Source organism: Bacillus cereus group sp. BfR-BA-01331 (genome assembly GCF_022663915.1).
Taxonomy (GTDB): Bacteria; Bacillota; Bacilli; order Bacillales; family Bacillaceae_G; genus Bacillus_A; species Bacillus_A mycoides.
Window position 1 is genome coordinate 162,674 of sequence record NZ_JAKUGJ010000003.1, and the last position, 14,929, is coordinate 177,602.

Sequence of the window (14,929 nt, forward strand, 5' to 3'; positions counted from 1 at the left end):
TAAGGAGAGGTAGTATGATTATAATTAAAACGAAAAATGAAATAGATTTGATGCATGAATCGGGGAAGTTACTAGCTTCTTGTCATAGAGAAATTGCAAAAATGATGAAACCAGGTATCACTACACAAGAAATTGATACGTTTGTTGAAGCATATTTAGAAGAGCATGGTGCCAGATCCGAACAGAAAGGGTATAACGATTATCCATACGCAATATGTGCATCTGTGAACAATGAAATGTGTCATGGGTTTCCAACAGATGTTCCCTTAAGTGAAGGAGATATTGTGACAATTGACATGGTAGTAAACTTAAATGGTGCGCTTTCGGATTCTGCATGGACGTATATAGTTGGAGATATTTCTGATGAAGCAAAAAGGTTATTGTTAGTAGCAGAGAGTGCTTTATATAAAGGGATTGAGCAAGCAATAAGTGGTAACCATGTTGGAGATATTGGATACGCAATTGAAAGTTATGTAGCCTCTGAAGGGTTTTCTGTTGCAAGAGACTTTACGGGACACGGAATTGGTAAAGAAATTCATGAGGAACCAGCAATTTTTCATTTTGGTAAGCCAAGGCAAGGACCAGAATTACAAGAAGGAATGGTAATTACAATTGAACCTATTGTAAATGCCGGTATGCGATATTCTAAAGTAGATTTAAACGGATGGACTGCACGGACGATGGATGGGAAATTATCTGCACAGTATGAGCATACAATTGCGATTACGAAGGATGGTCCTATCATATTAACGACGTTGTAATATGAAATGTGAAAGTTTGAAAAACTCGAACAAAAATGGTATTTTCATAAAATTCGTACGTGTTTTTTCGATAAATGCTTTTCAAAGTGAAAAAAGTGCGTTATAATCCTTCTATAAATAAATAAGTTAGCTACACTCATATAATCGCGGGGATATGGCCTGCAAGTTTCTACCGAAGTACCGTAAATACTTTGACTATGAGTGAGGACGAATATATTTGCTTGTTTAGCATTCTTTTTTGCGAAACTCCAAAAGCACGTCTCTCACTTGTAACGAGTGGTGGCGGCTTTTGGAGTTTTTTATTTGCATAAGAGGAGGAACTAACATGAAAGTATTACAAGAAAAGATTTTGAACGAAGGAAAGGTTTTATCTGGTGATGTATTAAAGGTAGATGCATTTTTAAATCATCAAATTGATCCAGTACTTATGCAAGAAATCGGAAAAGAATTTGCTAAGCGTTTTAAAGAAGAGAACATTACAAAAATCGTGACGATTGAATCTTCAGGCATTGCGCCAGCGGTTATGGCTGCTTTAGAGCTTGGTGTAAAAGTAGTTTTTGCAAGAAAGCGTAAATCGTTAACGTTACAAGATAATATGTATGTTGCAAACGTATATTCATTTACAAAACAAGAAACGAACGAGATTTCATTATCTCGAAATCATATTGATGAAAATGATCATGTATTAATTATTGATGACTTTTTAGCAAATGGTCAGGCTGCTTTAGGTTTAATGAGTTTAGTAGAGCAAGCCGGGGCAAGTATTGCGGGAATTGGCATTGTTATTGAAAAAGCATTTCAAGATGGAGGAAAGAAGCTGCGTGAACAGGGTGTTCGTGTTGAATCACTAGCAGAAATTGCATCACTTGATAACGGCACAGTTACATTTGTACAGCAAGAAACTGCGGAGGTGAACTAACGATGAAGCAGCACCCATTTAAAATCGCATCGCTTGGTATGCAGCACATGCTTGCCATGTACGCTGGCGCAATTATTGTTCCTCTTATTGTCGGCGGGGGACTTGGTTTAAATCAACAAGAATTAACGTATTTAGTATCGATTGACTTATTAATGTGCGGCGTAGCAACGATTTTACAAGCATTATCAAATCGCTTTTTCGGTATTGGGCTTCCGGTTGTACTTGGTTGTACATTTACAGCGGTTGGACCGATGATTGCAATTGGTAAACAATACGGCGTGTCCTCTATATATGGAGCAATTATTGCTGCGGGATTATTTGTTGTTATTTTCGCAAAATTATTTGGGAAGCTTGTAAAACTGTTTCCTCCTGTTGTAACAGGATCTGTCGTTACAGTTATTGGGGTTACACTTGTTCCAGCAGCTATTAATGATATGGCTGGAGGAGTTGGAAGTAAAGATTTCGGAAGTCTAGAAAATTTAGCGTTAGCATTTGGTGTTTTATTATTTATCATTATTATGTATCGTTTCTTTGATGGATTTATCCGTTCAATCTCTATATTACTTGGTCTTTTGTTCGGTACAATCGTCGCAGCATTTATGGGGAAAGTAAGCTTGCAAGCGGTTGGAGAGGCAGATTGGTTCCACGGTATTCAGCCGTTTTACTTCGGTACACCAACATTTGAATTAACGCCAATTATTACGATGATTCTCGTTGCTTGCGTAGGAATTGTGGAAGCAACAGGGGTATATTTTGCATTATCTGATATTTGTAATAAGAAGATCGGTGAAAAAGAATTAACAAAAGGTTATCGCGCAGAAGGATTAGCAATGGTTCTAGGTGGTGTTTTTAACGCATTTCCATACACAACATATTCTCAAAACGTAGGACTTGTTCAATTAACTGGAGTAAGAAATCGCGTCATTATCTATACTTGTGGTGGTATGTTAATTGCTCTTGGGTTTATTCCTAAAATCGCAGCCATTACAACAATTATTCCGAAATCAGTACTTGGCGGTGCAATGCTAGCAATGTTCGGCATGGTTATGGCATATGGTATTAAAATGTTAAGCAGTGTTGATTTTGGAAAACAAGAAAATTTATTAATTGTCGCATGTTCTGTCGGAATCGGACTTGGAGTTACAGTTGTTCCAACGTTATTTTCACAGCTTCCGGAAAACATCCGTATTTTAACAGATAACGGAATTGTACTTGGAAGTGCGTCAGCAGTACTTTTAAATATCGTATTTAATATGGTGCCGCATCGCAAAGTAAAAGTAAAAGTAAAAGAAGAACCAGTCTCTATGCAAAGTGCAGTAAGAGAAGCGTAAAAAGCAAGGTCTCATTATGAGACCTTGCTTTTCTTTTTAAGTGGCATCATCTTACCGCACGTACCAAGGCGCCAAATGTATTCAAGTGGCCCATATTGGTAACGTGAAAGCCACCAGCGGCTAATAAAGATTTGTAACGTATAAAAGCCGATGCAAAATAGTGGTCCCACCCATAATGGAGCGGGATAATACTTTTTGAAAAATAGGCCGAATACAAGTAACGTAACAATCGTATGCATGATGTAATTTGTTAACGCCATTCGTCCGACATATTGGAATGGGCGTAATAATGTTTGCCATCTTTCTTTTTGTAATAAACGCATGAGTGTGAAAATGTAGAATATGAATAATGTTTTTCCACTAAACATTGTAAAGGCCTGCATATAAAATGGTTCATAAGATGGTTTTGATAAGAAGTAACGGACCATGAAGAACCACATTGGTAATGTCAAAATGAACATAATGATTTGCCATTTTTTAAGCTTTGGATCTAACTCTTTCGTGCGGCGGAAAATATCTTTTTTGCCGGCGTATAAACCAAGTAAAAATAGTCCAACTGTTTCTGGGAGCATGAATACATTTAGTCCAATTCCTTCAGAATAAAATGCATGGAAACGATTTTGTATTTGTGACACCCAGTCTTCAAGTGGCATGATCGGTAAGGAAAACCCTAACTCTGCCTTTGGTACTAAGGCAACCACTATACTAGCGATTAGCATGAAAAATTGAAAAATACTTAGTAAAACTAATGCCCATATTAAAATAGTACGAGGCTCTCTCTTATAAAATAACAATAAGAAAAATCCAGCGATGGCATAACTATGTAAGATGTCTCCGTCCCATAAAAGAACGTAATGCAAGAAACCAAATAATAATAAAATGAGCAAGCGACGAACAAATAAAGTTTTTGGGCGATCCGTTTTCGCTTCAGCACGAGTCATAAAAATGTAAAAGCCTAGGCCGAATAAAAACGAAAAGATAGTATAAAACTTTGTTTGAATAAACATATCGTAAAATAGACGGATATAGCTATTTAGCCCCTCATAGACTCCTGAAAGATCACGTGAGTCGATCCCAGCGATAACAGGCCAGTTAACAAGAAAAATACCTAGTACAGCTATTCCTCTAATAATATCGATGGAATGTATCCTCTCGCCTTGTGAAATATTTTGTGTCATTATTTTCCTCCTTGTTAAGTAATTCCCTTTTATTATACAAAATGTAAAGAGGAGGGTATATAGGTAATTTCCAATTTTTAAAACTGCTAAGATGTGCATTATGAGATATAATAAGAGTGCACAGCAAGTTTTAAACTTCTTTAAAACAGGCAGTAAAGCTCCTTTTCCCGAAGGAGCTTTCTTTTTTTAGAAATTTGTTGATAATGATTCTCTTTAATGATAAAATGTATTCAAAAGTGATAATCATTATCAAAAAAGGTTGGTGTGTTAATATGGTGTATGCACTTGTTGCAGGAACGATTGCTATATATGTTGGTGTTACAAAGTATGTTTTAAATGGAGTAGGAACAACAAAATGAATAATATTACATAAAATCCCTTTCATTTGTAAAAAGAATGAAAGGGATTTTTTATTTTTGATGTGAATATGCTGAAAATTTAGTATGATAATAAAGTGAAACTTTAATCAGCGGGGAGGTCTATCCCTCACTGATTACTAGCCCGCACGAAACGGGTTTTTACTGCCCACAAATAGCGGGATAAAGTATATACATCTTGGATAAAGGGGAACAAGGGGATGACAAACATAGTACAGACAAACGGTATGAAAAAACTTGTTTGTTTTTATGAAGAGTGGCAAAAAAACGGCGATGTAGAGAATAGTTTGAAGTTGTTTGAAGTGATTCAAAAATATAAACAAGAGCAGCTTATGCTAGCTTTTTGTGGTCATTTTTCTGCGGGGAAATCGACAATGATGAATCACCTATATAAAGCGCAATTATTACCGACAAGTCCGATTCCAACGAGTGCTAACGTTGTTAAAATTGAAAGAGGATCTGATCGTGTTGTTGTAACGATTAAGTCTGGAGAACAGTATGAATATGACGGCACATATTCAGCAGAAGAATTAAAACAAATATGTAAAGACGGTGATGAAGTAATTGGTGTTCATATTTATCGAAATGATGCGCCAATTCCTGATGGGGTTATGTTAGTTGATACGCCCGGAATTGATTCTACGGATGATGCCCACCAATTAGCGACGGAATCAACACTGCATCTAGCAGATGTTATTTTCTATATGATGGATTATAACCATGTCCAATCAGAGGTTAACTTACAATTTGTTAAAGAATTGAAACAACGTAATAAAACGGTTTATCTCGTTGTAAACCAAATAGATAAACATAAAGCAAATGAGTTATCGTTTGAAGAGTATAGAGATAGTGTAAAACAGTCTTTTTCTAACTGGGATATTGAAGTAGATGGTATTTTCTATACATCATTGCGAATGATGAATCATCCATACAATGAAATTCAAAGTTTAGAAGCATTAATCTTTTCTATCATGAAAGAAAAAGAGCAGTATGTAAGAAAGGGAATGGAGCGAGAAACAGAATATTTACTGCAAGAACATTGTTCGTTTATTCTTTCTGAAAATGAAAAACATCTCATGAAATATGTAGAAGAATTAACATCACCACTGTCACTTTCAGAGATAGTTGAAAAAAAGGAAGAGTTAACTGAAAATAAAAATCGGGTGGCTAGTAAAGAATCTGATGTGAGAAATGAATTTATAAAAGGTTTACAAGCCATATTAGATAACGCGTATTTAATGCCATTTGAAATGAGAGAATTGGCAAATAAATATTTAGAAACGAAATTAACGAAGTTTAAAGTTGGCTTGTTATTTGCGAAAGGAAAGACGGAGCAAGAAAAACAGAGACGTGTAGATGCTTTTTATTCTGCTCTTCAAAAGACTGTTGAAACGCAACTTGATTTTCATGTGAAAGAATTTATTGTAGCCTTCTTAAAAGAAGAAGGGTTATTTACAGAGGAAATAGGGAAAGACATATATGCGTTAGAAATTGCTTTCGGACCGGAAGTGTTGGCTGAAACAATTAAACAGGGGGCTGGATTTACCGGTGATTACTTACTTCTTTATACTGCTGACGTTGCAAATGAGTTAAAGAAAAGATACTTTATGAAATCTCAGCAAATCTTTGGAAAAAGTACGGGTATATTGCAGAAGAAAGTGAAGATAGAAGTTGCACGTATTGAAGAAGAAATTGAAAAATACACGATGTTACAAACAGCAAAAGAAACAAAATTACAGTACATTAAGACGTATGAGGAATATGAGAGCTATTTAGGAGATATTTGGAATGAAAATATTTCTATACCAGATGGATTGCAAATAGACGAAATATTACAAAGTAAAAAACAAGTTGTTAGTGAGAAGTTTACACTACAAGAGCAAGAAATTGTAAATAATAACGTAGCGGCTAGTGAAGAAGAGATTAAAGGAACGAAAGCTTTAAATATTCAGCGTATATTAGAAAAAGTGAAGAAAGCTGAAACGATATTAGATCCATTGCCTACACTGAAACATCTACAGCAAGAAGTAGTTGGCAAAAGACAGCGTGTAGAAACGAAGCAATTTACAGTAGCGTTATTTGGAGCTTTTAGTGCTGGGAAATCATCATTTGCTAACGCATTGCTCGGTGAAAAGGTACTTCCTGTATCGCCAAACCCAACGACAGCAACAATAAATCAAATTTTGCCAGTTACAGAAGATAAACAACATGGAACGGTAATTGTCCAGTTTAAATCAGAGCAAGCGCTGTTAGAAGATATGAAAGCTGTTTATAAAATGTTTCACTATGAAATTGCTACATTGGAAGAAGCGTTAACGAAAATTGATCAAATTATGAAATACCCTTCACCAAGTGGGAAGCAAAAAACAACATTTAGCTTTTTGCGAGCGGTACAAAAAGGATATGAGGTAGTTGCTAATCATTTAGGGGAACAATTACAAGTTACGTTAGAGGAGTTCTCTGATTATGTAGCTAATGAAGAAAAATCATGCTTTGTTGAGTATATGGAGCTTTATTATGATTGTGCTTTAACAAGGCAAGGAGTAGCTCTTGTAGATACACCAGGGGCGGATTCTATTAACGCGCGCCATACGGATGTTGCATTCCAGTATATTAAAAACGCGGATGCTATTTTATTCGTAACATACTATAATCATGTTTTCTCTCGTGCAGATCGTGAATTTTTAATTCAGCTCGGTCGTGTAAAGGATACATTTGCACTTGATAAAATGTTCTTCTTAATAAATGCTGCCGATTTAGCACAATCTGAAGAAGAACTTGAAATGGTAAAAGGTTATATTGCGGATCAGCTCCTGCAATACGGTATTAGAAATCCACGTTTATTTGCAATTTCAAGTTTATGTGCGCTTGAAGAAAAGCAAGGGAAAAGTATTGATAAAGAAAAGTATGGTATTTTACAAAACTCCGGGATTACTAAGTTTGAAGAATCATTTACGTCCTTTATGATGAGGGATTTAATGCTTGTATCTGTGCATGCTTTATATGGTGCATTGCAAGGAGCGAATCAGCTTCTTGTAAATATGATAAATGGCGCAAAGCAGGGAAATGATGAGAAAGAGAAGCAAACAAAAAAATATGAAGCAGAGCGTAATCAGCTACTTCATATTATTTCATCATATAGTGTACTTGCTGAAGAGCAAGCAATGCAAAATGAAGTGAAAGAATTGCTTTATTATGTACACCAACGTCTATTTTTACGCTATAACGATGTGTTTACTGAATTTATTAATCCGGCGTCGTTACGAACAGATGGGAATGTAAAAATGCAGTTGCAGCAATGTGTAATGGAATTAGTTTCATTTATTCAACATGATTTATTACAAGAAATGCGTGCGACATCATTACGTCTTGAAAAATGGATAGATGAAGCGATGAAGCGTGCAAAGGATGAAATTGTTGTGAATTGCAAAGTGGAAAATGAATCGATTTCTATGGGTGGAACAGTGGATTATGAATATAAAATTATTACACATAAAGAGCCGTTTCCTTCAATAGAAATAAAAGATTTTAAAAAGGCACTAGCACATTTTAAAAATGAGAAAAGCTTTTTTGAAAAAAATGATAAAGCTTTTATGCAAGAAGACGCTAAAGGAGTGTTAGAACCTTTCGTATCAAACTATGTAGTTGATGAAGAAGATTTATTCGTTCATCATTATAAGCAAGAGTGGGATGCAAAATGGAACCTATTCCAAAAAGTGATGCAGCAAGATGTTGAGAATTATTATGAAAGTATATTATTCGCTTTAGCTGAAACAATTGATGTATCACTATACGAACAAAGTAAAGAAGAGCTACAAAAGCAGTTAGTAGAAATTGAAAAAGAAATTTATATTAAATAGCTGTTATGAAAAAAAGATTCGTTCAATTTTCTTTTGTAGTACAGTATCTAAAGATTTTACAAACCCTGCAAACTCATCAGTAGAAATCATATGGGTAAGAACTAAGCGTCTGCCGTCTGGTGTTTCACCGCATAAGACGAATGAAGAAAACTCATACGTTTTGTTTTCTACTACTAATTTTGGATAGGAATATGTGTCGCTCTTCTTTTTCTTTCCATCAATAGAGATGACGTTGCATTTTTTCTCATTGTTGTCCATGATGAATCCCTCCTTTCTATTATTTATGGTAGACAAGGAGGGTTTAGAACAATAGAGAAAGGGGAATTTTTTATGGGCGTAGTAATAGAGTATATTTCGAAAGAAGCTATACCGAAACCTTTATTATTGCTTGCTGATCCAAGTGAGCAGCAAATTGATGCATATGCACAAAGAGGCTTAACATATGTAGCTAAGCAAGAGGAGAGTGTTATCGGTGTATATGTTCTTTTGGAAACAAGGCCGAAGACGATGGAAATTATGAACGTTGCGGTTGTAGAGCATTTGCAAGGAAAAGGGATTGGAAAGAAGCTATTAAGTCATGCCATAGAAACTGCTAAAGGATATGGTATGTCAAAACTTGAAGTTGGTACAGGCAATTCTAGTGTTTCACAACTTGCTTTATATCAAAAATGTGGATTTCGTATTTTTTCTATTGATTTTGATTACTTTTCAAAGCATTATGAAGAAGAGATTATTGAAAATGGGATTGTATGTCGTGATATGATTCGGCTTGCAATGGAATTGAATAAGAACGTATAACTTATTTAGGGGGAAGAGAAGATGGAAGTACATAAAGCAATTACAGCACATTCTCGTAAACAAAATGAAAGTGTAAAAGCATGTTTACAATTAGATGCGCAGCGTGAAGCAGCTATTGAAGCAGCCGTATCTCTTGCGTCAAATGGGAAAGAATTTTCGGTTGATGTCATTAATGTTGTAACAAAGCAAATTAATGAACTTGCAAAAAATGGCGTTGCACTGCAGCGTAAACTTGTTACAAAAGATATGGTTATGGAGTATGTAGGTCGTTTGCAAGAGAAAGAAGGTCGTTAAAGATGGTTGTTACAGTCGAATGGTTACGTGAGCATATAGAAGATGAGAATGTCCGTATAATCGATTGTCGATTTGATTTAGCGAATCCTAATTGGGGTAGAGAGAAGTATGAGGAAGAACATATTCCTCATGCGTTATATTTTGATTTAAATTTAGATTTATCAAGTCCTGTAGCAGAACATGGTGGCCGCCATCCGTTGCCAAATATTGAGGAGTTTGCAGACAAGCTTTCACAGGCCGGGATTGATGAACATACGACAGTGATTGCGTATGACAGTCAAGCTGGTGCAATGGCTTCTCGTTTATGGTGGTTATTAAACTATGTAGGACATGAGAAAGTGTATATATTAGACGGTGGATTTCCAGCTTGGAAAGAGAATGGATTACACACAACGCCGAATATCCCAGTTATTGCACGAAAACCTTTTATACCGGAAATACAAGAAAATATGCTTGTAACGATGGAAGATGTGAGAGGGAAAATTCGTGCAGGTGCAAATATGACATTAATTGATTCTAGGGAACCAAAACGTTATGCTGGTGCGGAAGAGCTCGTTGATTCGAAGGCAGGGCATATTCCGACGGCAGTAAACTATTTTTGGAAAGATGGGATTTTAGAATCGGGACACTTTAAAAACGAAGAGGAACAGCAAGGGCGTTTCCAAAATCTTGATAAAGAGAAGGAAACAATCGTATATTGTGGTTCTGGTGTTACAGCGTGTCCGAACATAGTTGCATTAACATTAGCTGGTTTTCAAAATGTTAAGTTGTATACAGGTAGCTGGAGTGATTGGATTTCTTATCCAGAAAATCAAATTGCAAAAGAAGAAGATTAATCACTTGCATGCAAAAATAATTTGTATTAAAATAAGGTCACAAGCAAGAGATTGCTTCAAAAATATTATATTTTACACATTGGAAACAATGTGATAATATAACGACAAGTAAATAATACATCCTGCGGTGTGCGTAACTTATTTATGTCTAAAACCGATGTTAGTTTTACGGAAGCTCAATATTTAGTGACCATTATCAAGCCTTCCTTGTGGAGGAAGATATACGGTAACTGTGAGGGCATCCACCTGCGAGTAGCGGGTTTTTGGACATTTACGAGAGACGGCACTTGCGGGGGTCTTATTTCAACTAATAGTATATAAAATTCCTACGGTGTACGTAGCTTGTGTATGTCTTAAACCAATAAGTATAATATGGAAGTTCAATATTTAAATGTAGATAGCAGGCCATCTTTTTAAGAAGGAAGTTACAAACATTTGTGAGGACATCCACCTGTGAGAGCAGGTTTATGGACATCTATAGATAACGGCATATGTGGGACTATATAAAAAACCTTACGTTTTATACGTAAGGTTTTTTTGTTGAATATATATGCTCATGTTATCTCGATTTACCTGTAAAGTTCCCATAATAAATATAGCACTTGCGGTCTTCATCAATTTCTCTTGAATCTAGGGTGAATTCCAAATGTATTCTATCCTGTTGAATATATATAATATCTGAATGGAGAGAGGGTAAGATATCCTCGTAATTCCAAACATCTTTACTTTCTATCATAATTGAGCTTGTTTCCTTTAGTTCCCTAATTTCAAAACCTATGTGCGAGTATGTAGGATCTGAAGGGTCGTTGAAAAAAACTTCTTTTTGTATATATAACACTGCTGTCCCGTCTGGATCTACTGAAGTTGCAGTAACGACATATGTATTTCTATCTTTTGTAAAATATTCACAAGTCATGCGCGCGACAATTTCAGAATTAGAAATATTTGTGTAGTTCCATAAAGCCGGATACCCGTTAGTTTCATCATTGAGCCGATATTCCAATCTCATTTTATCCCTCTCCTTCCTTTTTCTTCTACTTTATCATGGTATCTTATATAATAGAAATATAATTTTAAAAGGGGAGTGCAAAGGTGACAAAAACGAAATGGCTAGTAGGTGGTGTCCTAACATCTTTAATGACGGGCACTTTATTTGGCTGCGCGCAAGATATTCCCCCTGAACCGAATGATAATAGTTGTTCTGATTGGGATTGGGATGATGAGCTTGGTGTTTGGCAGTGTGATGATAGTAGTTCAGGTTATCGTGGACATTACTTTTATGGTGGTACATACTATCAAAATAAATCCGCCTTCAAAAATTCATCAGAGTTTAAAACTTATCAATCTTCGGCCGAATTTAAAGGTGGAATTGGAAGCGGTTCAAAAGGTGGATTTGGAGGTTAAAATATGTCGCAATACATAAAGGAACGAAAAGAATTTTATTCGAATTATCCTCATTTCTGGTCGGATTTATATGAATGTGAATATAGTTTGTTTCATGTTTTCCCGATAACAGAGCAAACGATGAAACAATTACAAGTAGCAACTGAAAGAATGGGGAAAATATTTTTTAAGACTGCTAGAATTCTTCGGAATTTATCTAATGAACAGCTTCTTGAACTCGGTTTTCCAACTGCAAGCTTGCCTTTTATTAGACTGAAAAGAATGTATCCTGAATCTGTTATTTCACGATTTGATTTTGCTTTAACAGATGATAATCGTATTAAAATGCTTGAGTTTAATAGTGACACTCCGACTTTTATTGTGGAATGCTTTCAAATGAATGGAAAAGTTTGTGAAGAATTAGGATATGATAATCCAAATGCAAATCAAGAGCGCTTACTTTCTTCTGGTATTACAAAAGCCGTAATGGAGTTTGCAAAAGGAATGGAAGATCCAAATGTTGTTTTCACAGCTCATCATGAACATATAGAAGATTGGAATACGACTATGTATTTGAGTGGGCTATGTCATGTTGAGAATAAAGTAATGCCAATGACAGAACTTAGAATTACAGCCGATGCTTTAGTAGATAGAGATGGTGTACCAATTGATATTTTATATCGCCAAACATATCCAATTGAAGACTTGATTGAAGATCAAGATCCCGAAACTGGGGATTTGGTGGGAGTGGAACTCTTGCAACTTGTAAAAGAAGGAAAGCTTTGTATTATAAATCCTTTGTCGGCCTTTTTACTTCAGCCAAAATCAATTCAATGTCTTATTTGGGGATTAGCAGAAGAAGGTGCTTTTTACACAAGTGAGGAACAAAAATGGATTAAAGAATATATGCTTCCTACATATTTAGAGCCAGATTTATTTTTTTGGAAAAGTCCTTTCGTTCAAAAACCTTCGTTCGGTAGAGAAGGTGACACGATTACGATTCGTGATAAGGATACGAATGTTATGATTCGAAATGCACATGAAACGTATAAATCATCACTTCCTATATTTCAGAAATATACAGATCTTCCAGTTGTGTTTTTGGAAACTGAAAAAGGAATTGAGAAGCTTTCGTACGTGTTTGGGGCGTTTTTAATTGCTGGAAAAGCGAGTAGCATCGGTATACGTGCTGGAGAAAAAATTACGGGAAATGAATCGTATTATTTACCGGTAGGTATTAAGAAGGAGGAAAATAAATGATTAATTTTTTACTATATTTAGCAGTATCACTTGCACTTTTATGTATCGGTCTTTTTCTTATGGAAGTGACAACGAAAGTTAAGGAATTTAAGTTAATGGCTCAAGGAAATAAAGCGGTAAGCTATGTACTTGGAGGAAGACTACTTGGCCTTGCTATCGTTTTATATTCAACGGCTGCTAATTCTATTTCAATTCTTGATATGGTTTCATGGGGGGCTGTTGGGATATTAGCTCAAATTATTGTCTTTTATTTAGCGGAATGGCTTACACCACGTTTTAATATTAATAAAAGCCTTGAAGAAGATAATCAAGCAGTTGGTCTTTTCCTTATGTTTTTATCACTTTCCATCGGAATTGTAATTGCTGGTTGTATAACATATTAAAACCCTTACATTTTAACGTAAGGGTTTTATTTTTCATGTGCTAATTTCTTGCAATATGTGTTCAATTAATTTATGTAGCCGAACGCTGAGCAGAATACGTATTAGTGTACTAAACTCGAGATAGTTGTTGTAATAAAAGGAAAAGTTTCCATACAAAGTGTTGACATCTATTTTAAATAAGAGTAACATTTTCTATGTAATTATAATAAGTCTCTGTTAGGTGAGGCTCCTGTATAGAGAAATGCTACTGCCCAAAAATGTCGAGAGACGCCAATGGGTCAACAGGAATGATCGAATTAAGGTTTTTCTTAACGTAGCTGGTAATGAACCTATGCTATACAGTGCTAAAACTCGGCGAGGGAGAGGTCCGTAGATTTCTAATTGTATTATATTAGGAATCGCTTATTTGTGTATGCAATGACCTTTGCTCTCTTATGAGTAAGGGTCTTTTTTGTTAGCAAGCTATGAGTAATTTCATAGTATAGATTATAACTAAAAAATTAAAGAGGAGGTGAGGAGCATGTCAAATTCTGACTCGGTTCCGTTACCCATATACTTCAAATCAAAAATATATGATGTAGGCAGGAAACGACTTGTTCCTCCCTCTATATTTATCGTAATGTAGCGTTTATTCGAGTATTTAAGCGCTAGACACTTTCACGGTAAAGTGGATAAATTGAGAAACAAAGCGTTTCTTCCTATGTTGTAAAGGAGGAGACGATAATATGTTATATGTAAATAAAAGTGTGGGTAACACTTCGTATAAATTAAGTAAAAAAGCAATGAAAGAACAAACAATGCTTCAAAAAAATAAAGATTTATTAATTGAAATCGCAACAAGAGATGTAAAATCTGTATTTGCGTATTTTAAAACAACAAGAGACGGACTATCTATGAAAGAGGCACAAAAGCGTATTCAAGTATACGGTCGAAATGAATTAACTTCAAAAAGAGCGCGTATTGCGGAAGTAATGATGAAGCTAAGTGGAATGATCCCAGGTCTTTCAAAACAAAATATGGGTGATGAATTACAATGTGAAACAGTTACTGTTTCTAGAGTAGAAGCTTCTAGCGTAACAGGGCTAAACAGTGAACTGAAAATGATGAAATTACCAATACAAGAGCTTGTACCTGGAGATATGATTTTTCTTTCAGAGGGCGATACAGTGCCGGCAGATGTACGTATTATTTATGCAAATGATTTATTAGTAAATGAATCTATGCTGACAGGAAATGATGCTAGTATTGAGAAATTTGAAAGTTGCTATCATCTTGAACGTAAACGATTTATTCCATTAAAACGGATGAAAGACTATAATCCACTTGAACTTGAAAATGTATGTTTCAAAGGTACGTATATTGTTGACGGAAATGCAAAGGCTGTAGTTGTTTCGACAGGTAAAAATACGTATTCAGGAATACTTCATACTTGCTGTGGTAGAATGTCTTAATGTGTTAATGATGCTAAATATACAAAAACAATGTATAATAGACAAAGTTGAACAAAAACGTAGAATGGTAATCTATATATAACCTTACGTGATAACGT

The 14,929-nt window shown here is 35.3% G+C and carries 15 protein-coding genes, 2 other RNA genes and 2 riboswitches; of the genes, 14 read left to right on the plus strand and 3 right to left on the minus strand.

Features of this window, described 5'->3' with window-relative positions:
• Positions 1 to 14: 14 nt before the first annotated feature.
• From MR155_RS07600 to pbuX, 3 genes are all read left to right on the plus strand, one after another.
• Positions 15 to 761: a type I methionyl aminopeptidase gene (locus tag MR155_RS07600; protein ID WP_016101466.1), complete on the plus strand. Its 747-nt coding sequence runs from the start codon at positions 15 to 17 to the stop codon at positions 759 to 761.
• A 116-nt stretch (positions 762 to 877) separates the two neighbouring features.
• Positions 878 to 979, plus strand: a riboswitch (purine riboswitch).
• 107 nt (positions 980 to 1,086) lie between these two features.
• Entirely contained in the window at positions 1,087 to 1,680 is a 594-nt protein-coding gene (locus tag MR155_RS07605; RefSeq protein WP_002086571.1) for a xanthine phosphoribosyltransferase, read from the plus strand.
• Between the two features lie 2 nt (positions 1,681 to 1,682).
• Positions 1,683 to 3,011 carry a xanthine permease PbuX gene (gene pbuX / locus MR155_RS07610; protein ID WP_242309094.1) on the plus strand — a complete coding sequence of 443 codons (1,329 nt, stop codon included), beginning with the start codon at positions 1,683 to 1,685 and terminating at the stop codon, positions 3,009 to 3,011.
• Between the two features lie 14 nt (positions 3,012 to 3,025).
• Here pbuX and MR155_RS07615 read toward each other — a convergent pair whose 3' ends face one another.
• A complete protein-coding gene (locus tag MR155_RS07615; protein ID WP_242309096.1) occupies positions 3,026 to 4,189 on the minus strand; it encodes a DUF418 domain-containing protein in 1,164 nt (387 codons plus the stop codon).
• A 203-nt stretch (positions 4,190 to 4,392) separates the two neighbouring features.
• On the opposite strand from MR155_RS07615, the gene MR155_RS07620 reads away from it, so the two are divergent.
• Together MR155_RS07620 and MR155_RS07625 are read left to right on the plus strand one after the other, a co-directional pair.
• Positions 4,393 to 4,548, plus strand: coding sequence for a hypothetical protein (locus MR155_RS07620; RefSeq protein WP_002011935.1), 156 nt, complete (start codon positions 4,393 to 4,395; stop codon positions 4,546 to 4,548).
• 218 nt (positions 4,549 to 4,766) lie between these two features.
• On the plus strand, positions 4,767 to 8,426 hold the full coding sequence (locus MR155_RS07625) for a dynamin family protein (RefSeq protein ID WP_242309097.1): 3,660 nt from the start codon (positions 4,767 to 4,769) through the stop codon (positions 8,424 to 8,426).
• A gap of 3 nt (positions 8,427 to 8,429) precedes the next feature.
• Here the strand turns inward: MR155_RS07625 and MR155_RS07630 are convergent, their stop codons facing one another.
• Positions 8,430 to 8,684, minus strand: a complete 255-nt coding sequence (locus MR155_RS07630) for a DUF3931 domain-containing protein (RefSeq protein ID WP_000369740.1) — start codon at positions 8,682 to 8,684, stop codon at positions 8,430 to 8,432.
• Between the two features lie 72 nt (positions 8,685 to 8,756).
• On the opposite strand from MR155_RS07630, the gene MR155_RS07635 reads away from it, so the two are divergent.
• The 5 genes from MR155_RS07635 to ssrS (MR155_RS07655) all read left to right on the plus strand — a co-directional run bounded on the left by MR155_RS07635 (position 8,757) and on the right by ssrS (MR155_RS07655) (position 10,858).
• Positions 8,757 to 9,224 carry a GNAT family N-acetyltransferase gene (locus MR155_RS07635; RefSeq protein WP_002030843.1) on the plus strand — a complete coding sequence of 156 codons (468 nt, stop codon included), beginning with the start codon at positions 8,757 to 8,759 and terminating at the stop codon, positions 9,222 to 9,224.
• A gap of 21 nt (positions 9,225 to 9,245) precedes the next feature.
• Positions 9,246 to 9,518 (plus strand): YpbS family protein, encoded by a 273-nt coding sequence (locus tag MR155_RS07640; protein WP_113937077.1) that lies wholly within the window; start codon positions 9,246 to 9,248, stop codon positions 9,516 to 9,518.
• A gap of 2 nt (positions 9,519 to 9,520) precedes the next feature.
• Complete coding sequence (locus MR155_RS07645; RefSeq protein ID WP_242309099.1) at positions 9,521 to 10,354, plus strand: sulfurtransferase; 834 nt, start codon at positions 9,521 to 9,523, stop codon at positions 10,352 to 10,354.
• 116 nt (positions 10,355 to 10,470) lie between these two features.
• Positions 10,471 to 10,653: non-coding RNA, 6S RNA (gene ssrS / locus MR155_RS07650), on the plus strand.
• Positions 10,654 to 10,674: 21 nt separating this feature from the next.
• Positions 10,675 to 10,858, plus strand: a non-coding RNA gene (gene ssrS / locus MR155_RS07655) — 6S RNA.
• A 55-nt stretch (positions 10,859 to 10,913) separates the two neighbouring features.
• Here ssrS (MR155_RS07655) and MR155_RS07660 read toward each other — a convergent pair.
• Complete coding sequence (locus tag MR155_RS07660; RefSeq protein WP_113937079.1) at positions 10,914 to 11,363, minus strand: hypothetical protein; 450 nt, start codon at positions 11,361 to 11,363, stop codon at positions 10,914 to 10,916.
• Between the two features lie 83 nt (positions 11,364 to 11,446).
• Here MR155_RS07660 and MR155_RS07665 point away from each other — a divergent pair, with 83 nt between their 5' ends.
• The 4 genes from MR155_RS07665 (at position 11,447) to MR155_RS07680 (ending at position 14,831) form a co-directional block, all read left to right on the plus strand.
• The gene (locus tag MR155_RS07665; protein ID WP_113937080.1) at positions 11,447 to 11,758 is read left to right on the plus strand and encodes a hypothetical protein; all 312 of its coding nucleotides are present in this window, start codon (positions 11,447 to 11,449) and stop codon (positions 11,756 to 11,758) included.
• A gap of 3 nt (positions 11,759 to 11,761) precedes the next feature.
• Complete coding sequence (locus tag MR155_RS07670) at positions 11,762 to 12,997, plus strand: glutathionylspermidine synthase family protein (RefSeq protein ID WP_242309100.1); 1,236 nt, start codon at positions 11,762 to 11,764, stop codon at positions 12,995 to 12,997.
• Positions 12,994 to 13,380, plus strand: a complete 387-nt coding sequence (locus tag MR155_RS07675; protein WP_219301840.1) for a DUF350 domain-containing protein — start codon at positions 12,994 to 12,996, stop codon at positions 13,378 to 13,380. Before MR155_RS07670 ends, MR155_RS07675 begins: the two co-directional genes overlap by 4 nt.
• Positions 13,381 to 13,585: 205 nt before the next feature.
• Positions 13,586 to 13,751: riboswitch (M-box (ykoK) riboswitch) on the plus strand.
• 354 nt (positions 13,752 to 14,105) lie between these two features.
• Entirely contained in the window at positions 14,106 to 14,831 is a 726-nt protein-coding gene (locus tag MR155_RS07680; protein WP_113937082.1) for a P-type ATPase actuator domain-containing protein, read from the plus strand.
• Positions 14,832 to 14,929: the final 98 nt, after the last annotated feature.

Bases quoted from the DNA above. Each gene is read 5' to 3' on its own strand.
- MR155_RS07605 (WP_002086571.1), top strand. From the start codon at position 1,087: ATGAAAGTATTACAAGAAAAGATTTTGAACGAAGGAAAGGTTTTATCT.
- MR155_RS07620 (WP_002011935.1), top strand. From the start codon at position 4,393: ATGATTCTCTTTAATGATAAAATGTATTCAAAAGTGATAATCATTATC.
- MR155_RS07600 (WP_016101466.1), top strand. From the start codon at position 15: ATGATTATAATTAAAACGAAAAATGAAATAGATTTGATGCATGAATCG.
- MR155_RS07675 (WP_219301840.1), top strand. From the start codon at position 12,994: ATGATTAATTTTTTACTATATTTAGCAGTATCACTTGCACTTTTATGT.
- MR155_RS07660 (WP_113937079.1), bottom strand. From the start codon at position 11,363: ATGAGATTGGAATATCGGCTCAATGATGAAACTAACGGGTATCCGGCT.
- MR155_RS07625 (WP_242309097.1), top strand. From the start codon at position 4,767: ATGACAAACATAGTACAGACAAACGGTATGAAAAAACTTGTTTGTTTT.
- MR155_RS07670 (WP_242309100.1), top strand. From the start codon at position 11,762: ATGTCGCAATACATAAAGGAACGAAAAGAATTTTATTCGAATTATCCT.
- MR155_RS07630 (WP_000369740.1), bottom strand. From the start codon at position 8,684: ATGGACAACAATGAGAAAAAATGCAACGTCATCTCTATTGATGGAAAG.
- MR155_RS07615 (WP_242309096.1), bottom strand. From the start codon at position 4,189: ATGACACAAAATATTTCACAAGGCGAGAGGATACATTCCATCGATATT.
- MR155_RS07635 (WP_002030843.1), top strand. From the start codon at position 8,757: ATGGGCGTAGTAATAGAGTATATTTCGAAAGAAGCTATACCGAAACCT.
- MR155_RS07640 (WP_113937077.1), top strand. From the start codon at position 9,246: ATGGAAGTACATAAAGCAATTACAGCACATTCTCGTAAACAAAATGAA.
- pbuX (WP_242309094.1), top strand. From the start codon at position 1,683: ATGAAGCAGCACCCATTTAAAATCGCATCGCTTGGTATGCAGCACATG.
- MR155_RS07645 (WP_242309099.1), top strand. From the start codon at position 9,521: ATGGTTGTTACAGTCGAATGGTTACGTGAGCATATAGAAGATGAGAAT.
- MR155_RS07680 (WP_113937082.1), top strand. From the start codon at position 14,106: ATGTTATATGTAAATAAAAGTGTGGGTAACACTTCGTATAAATTAAGT.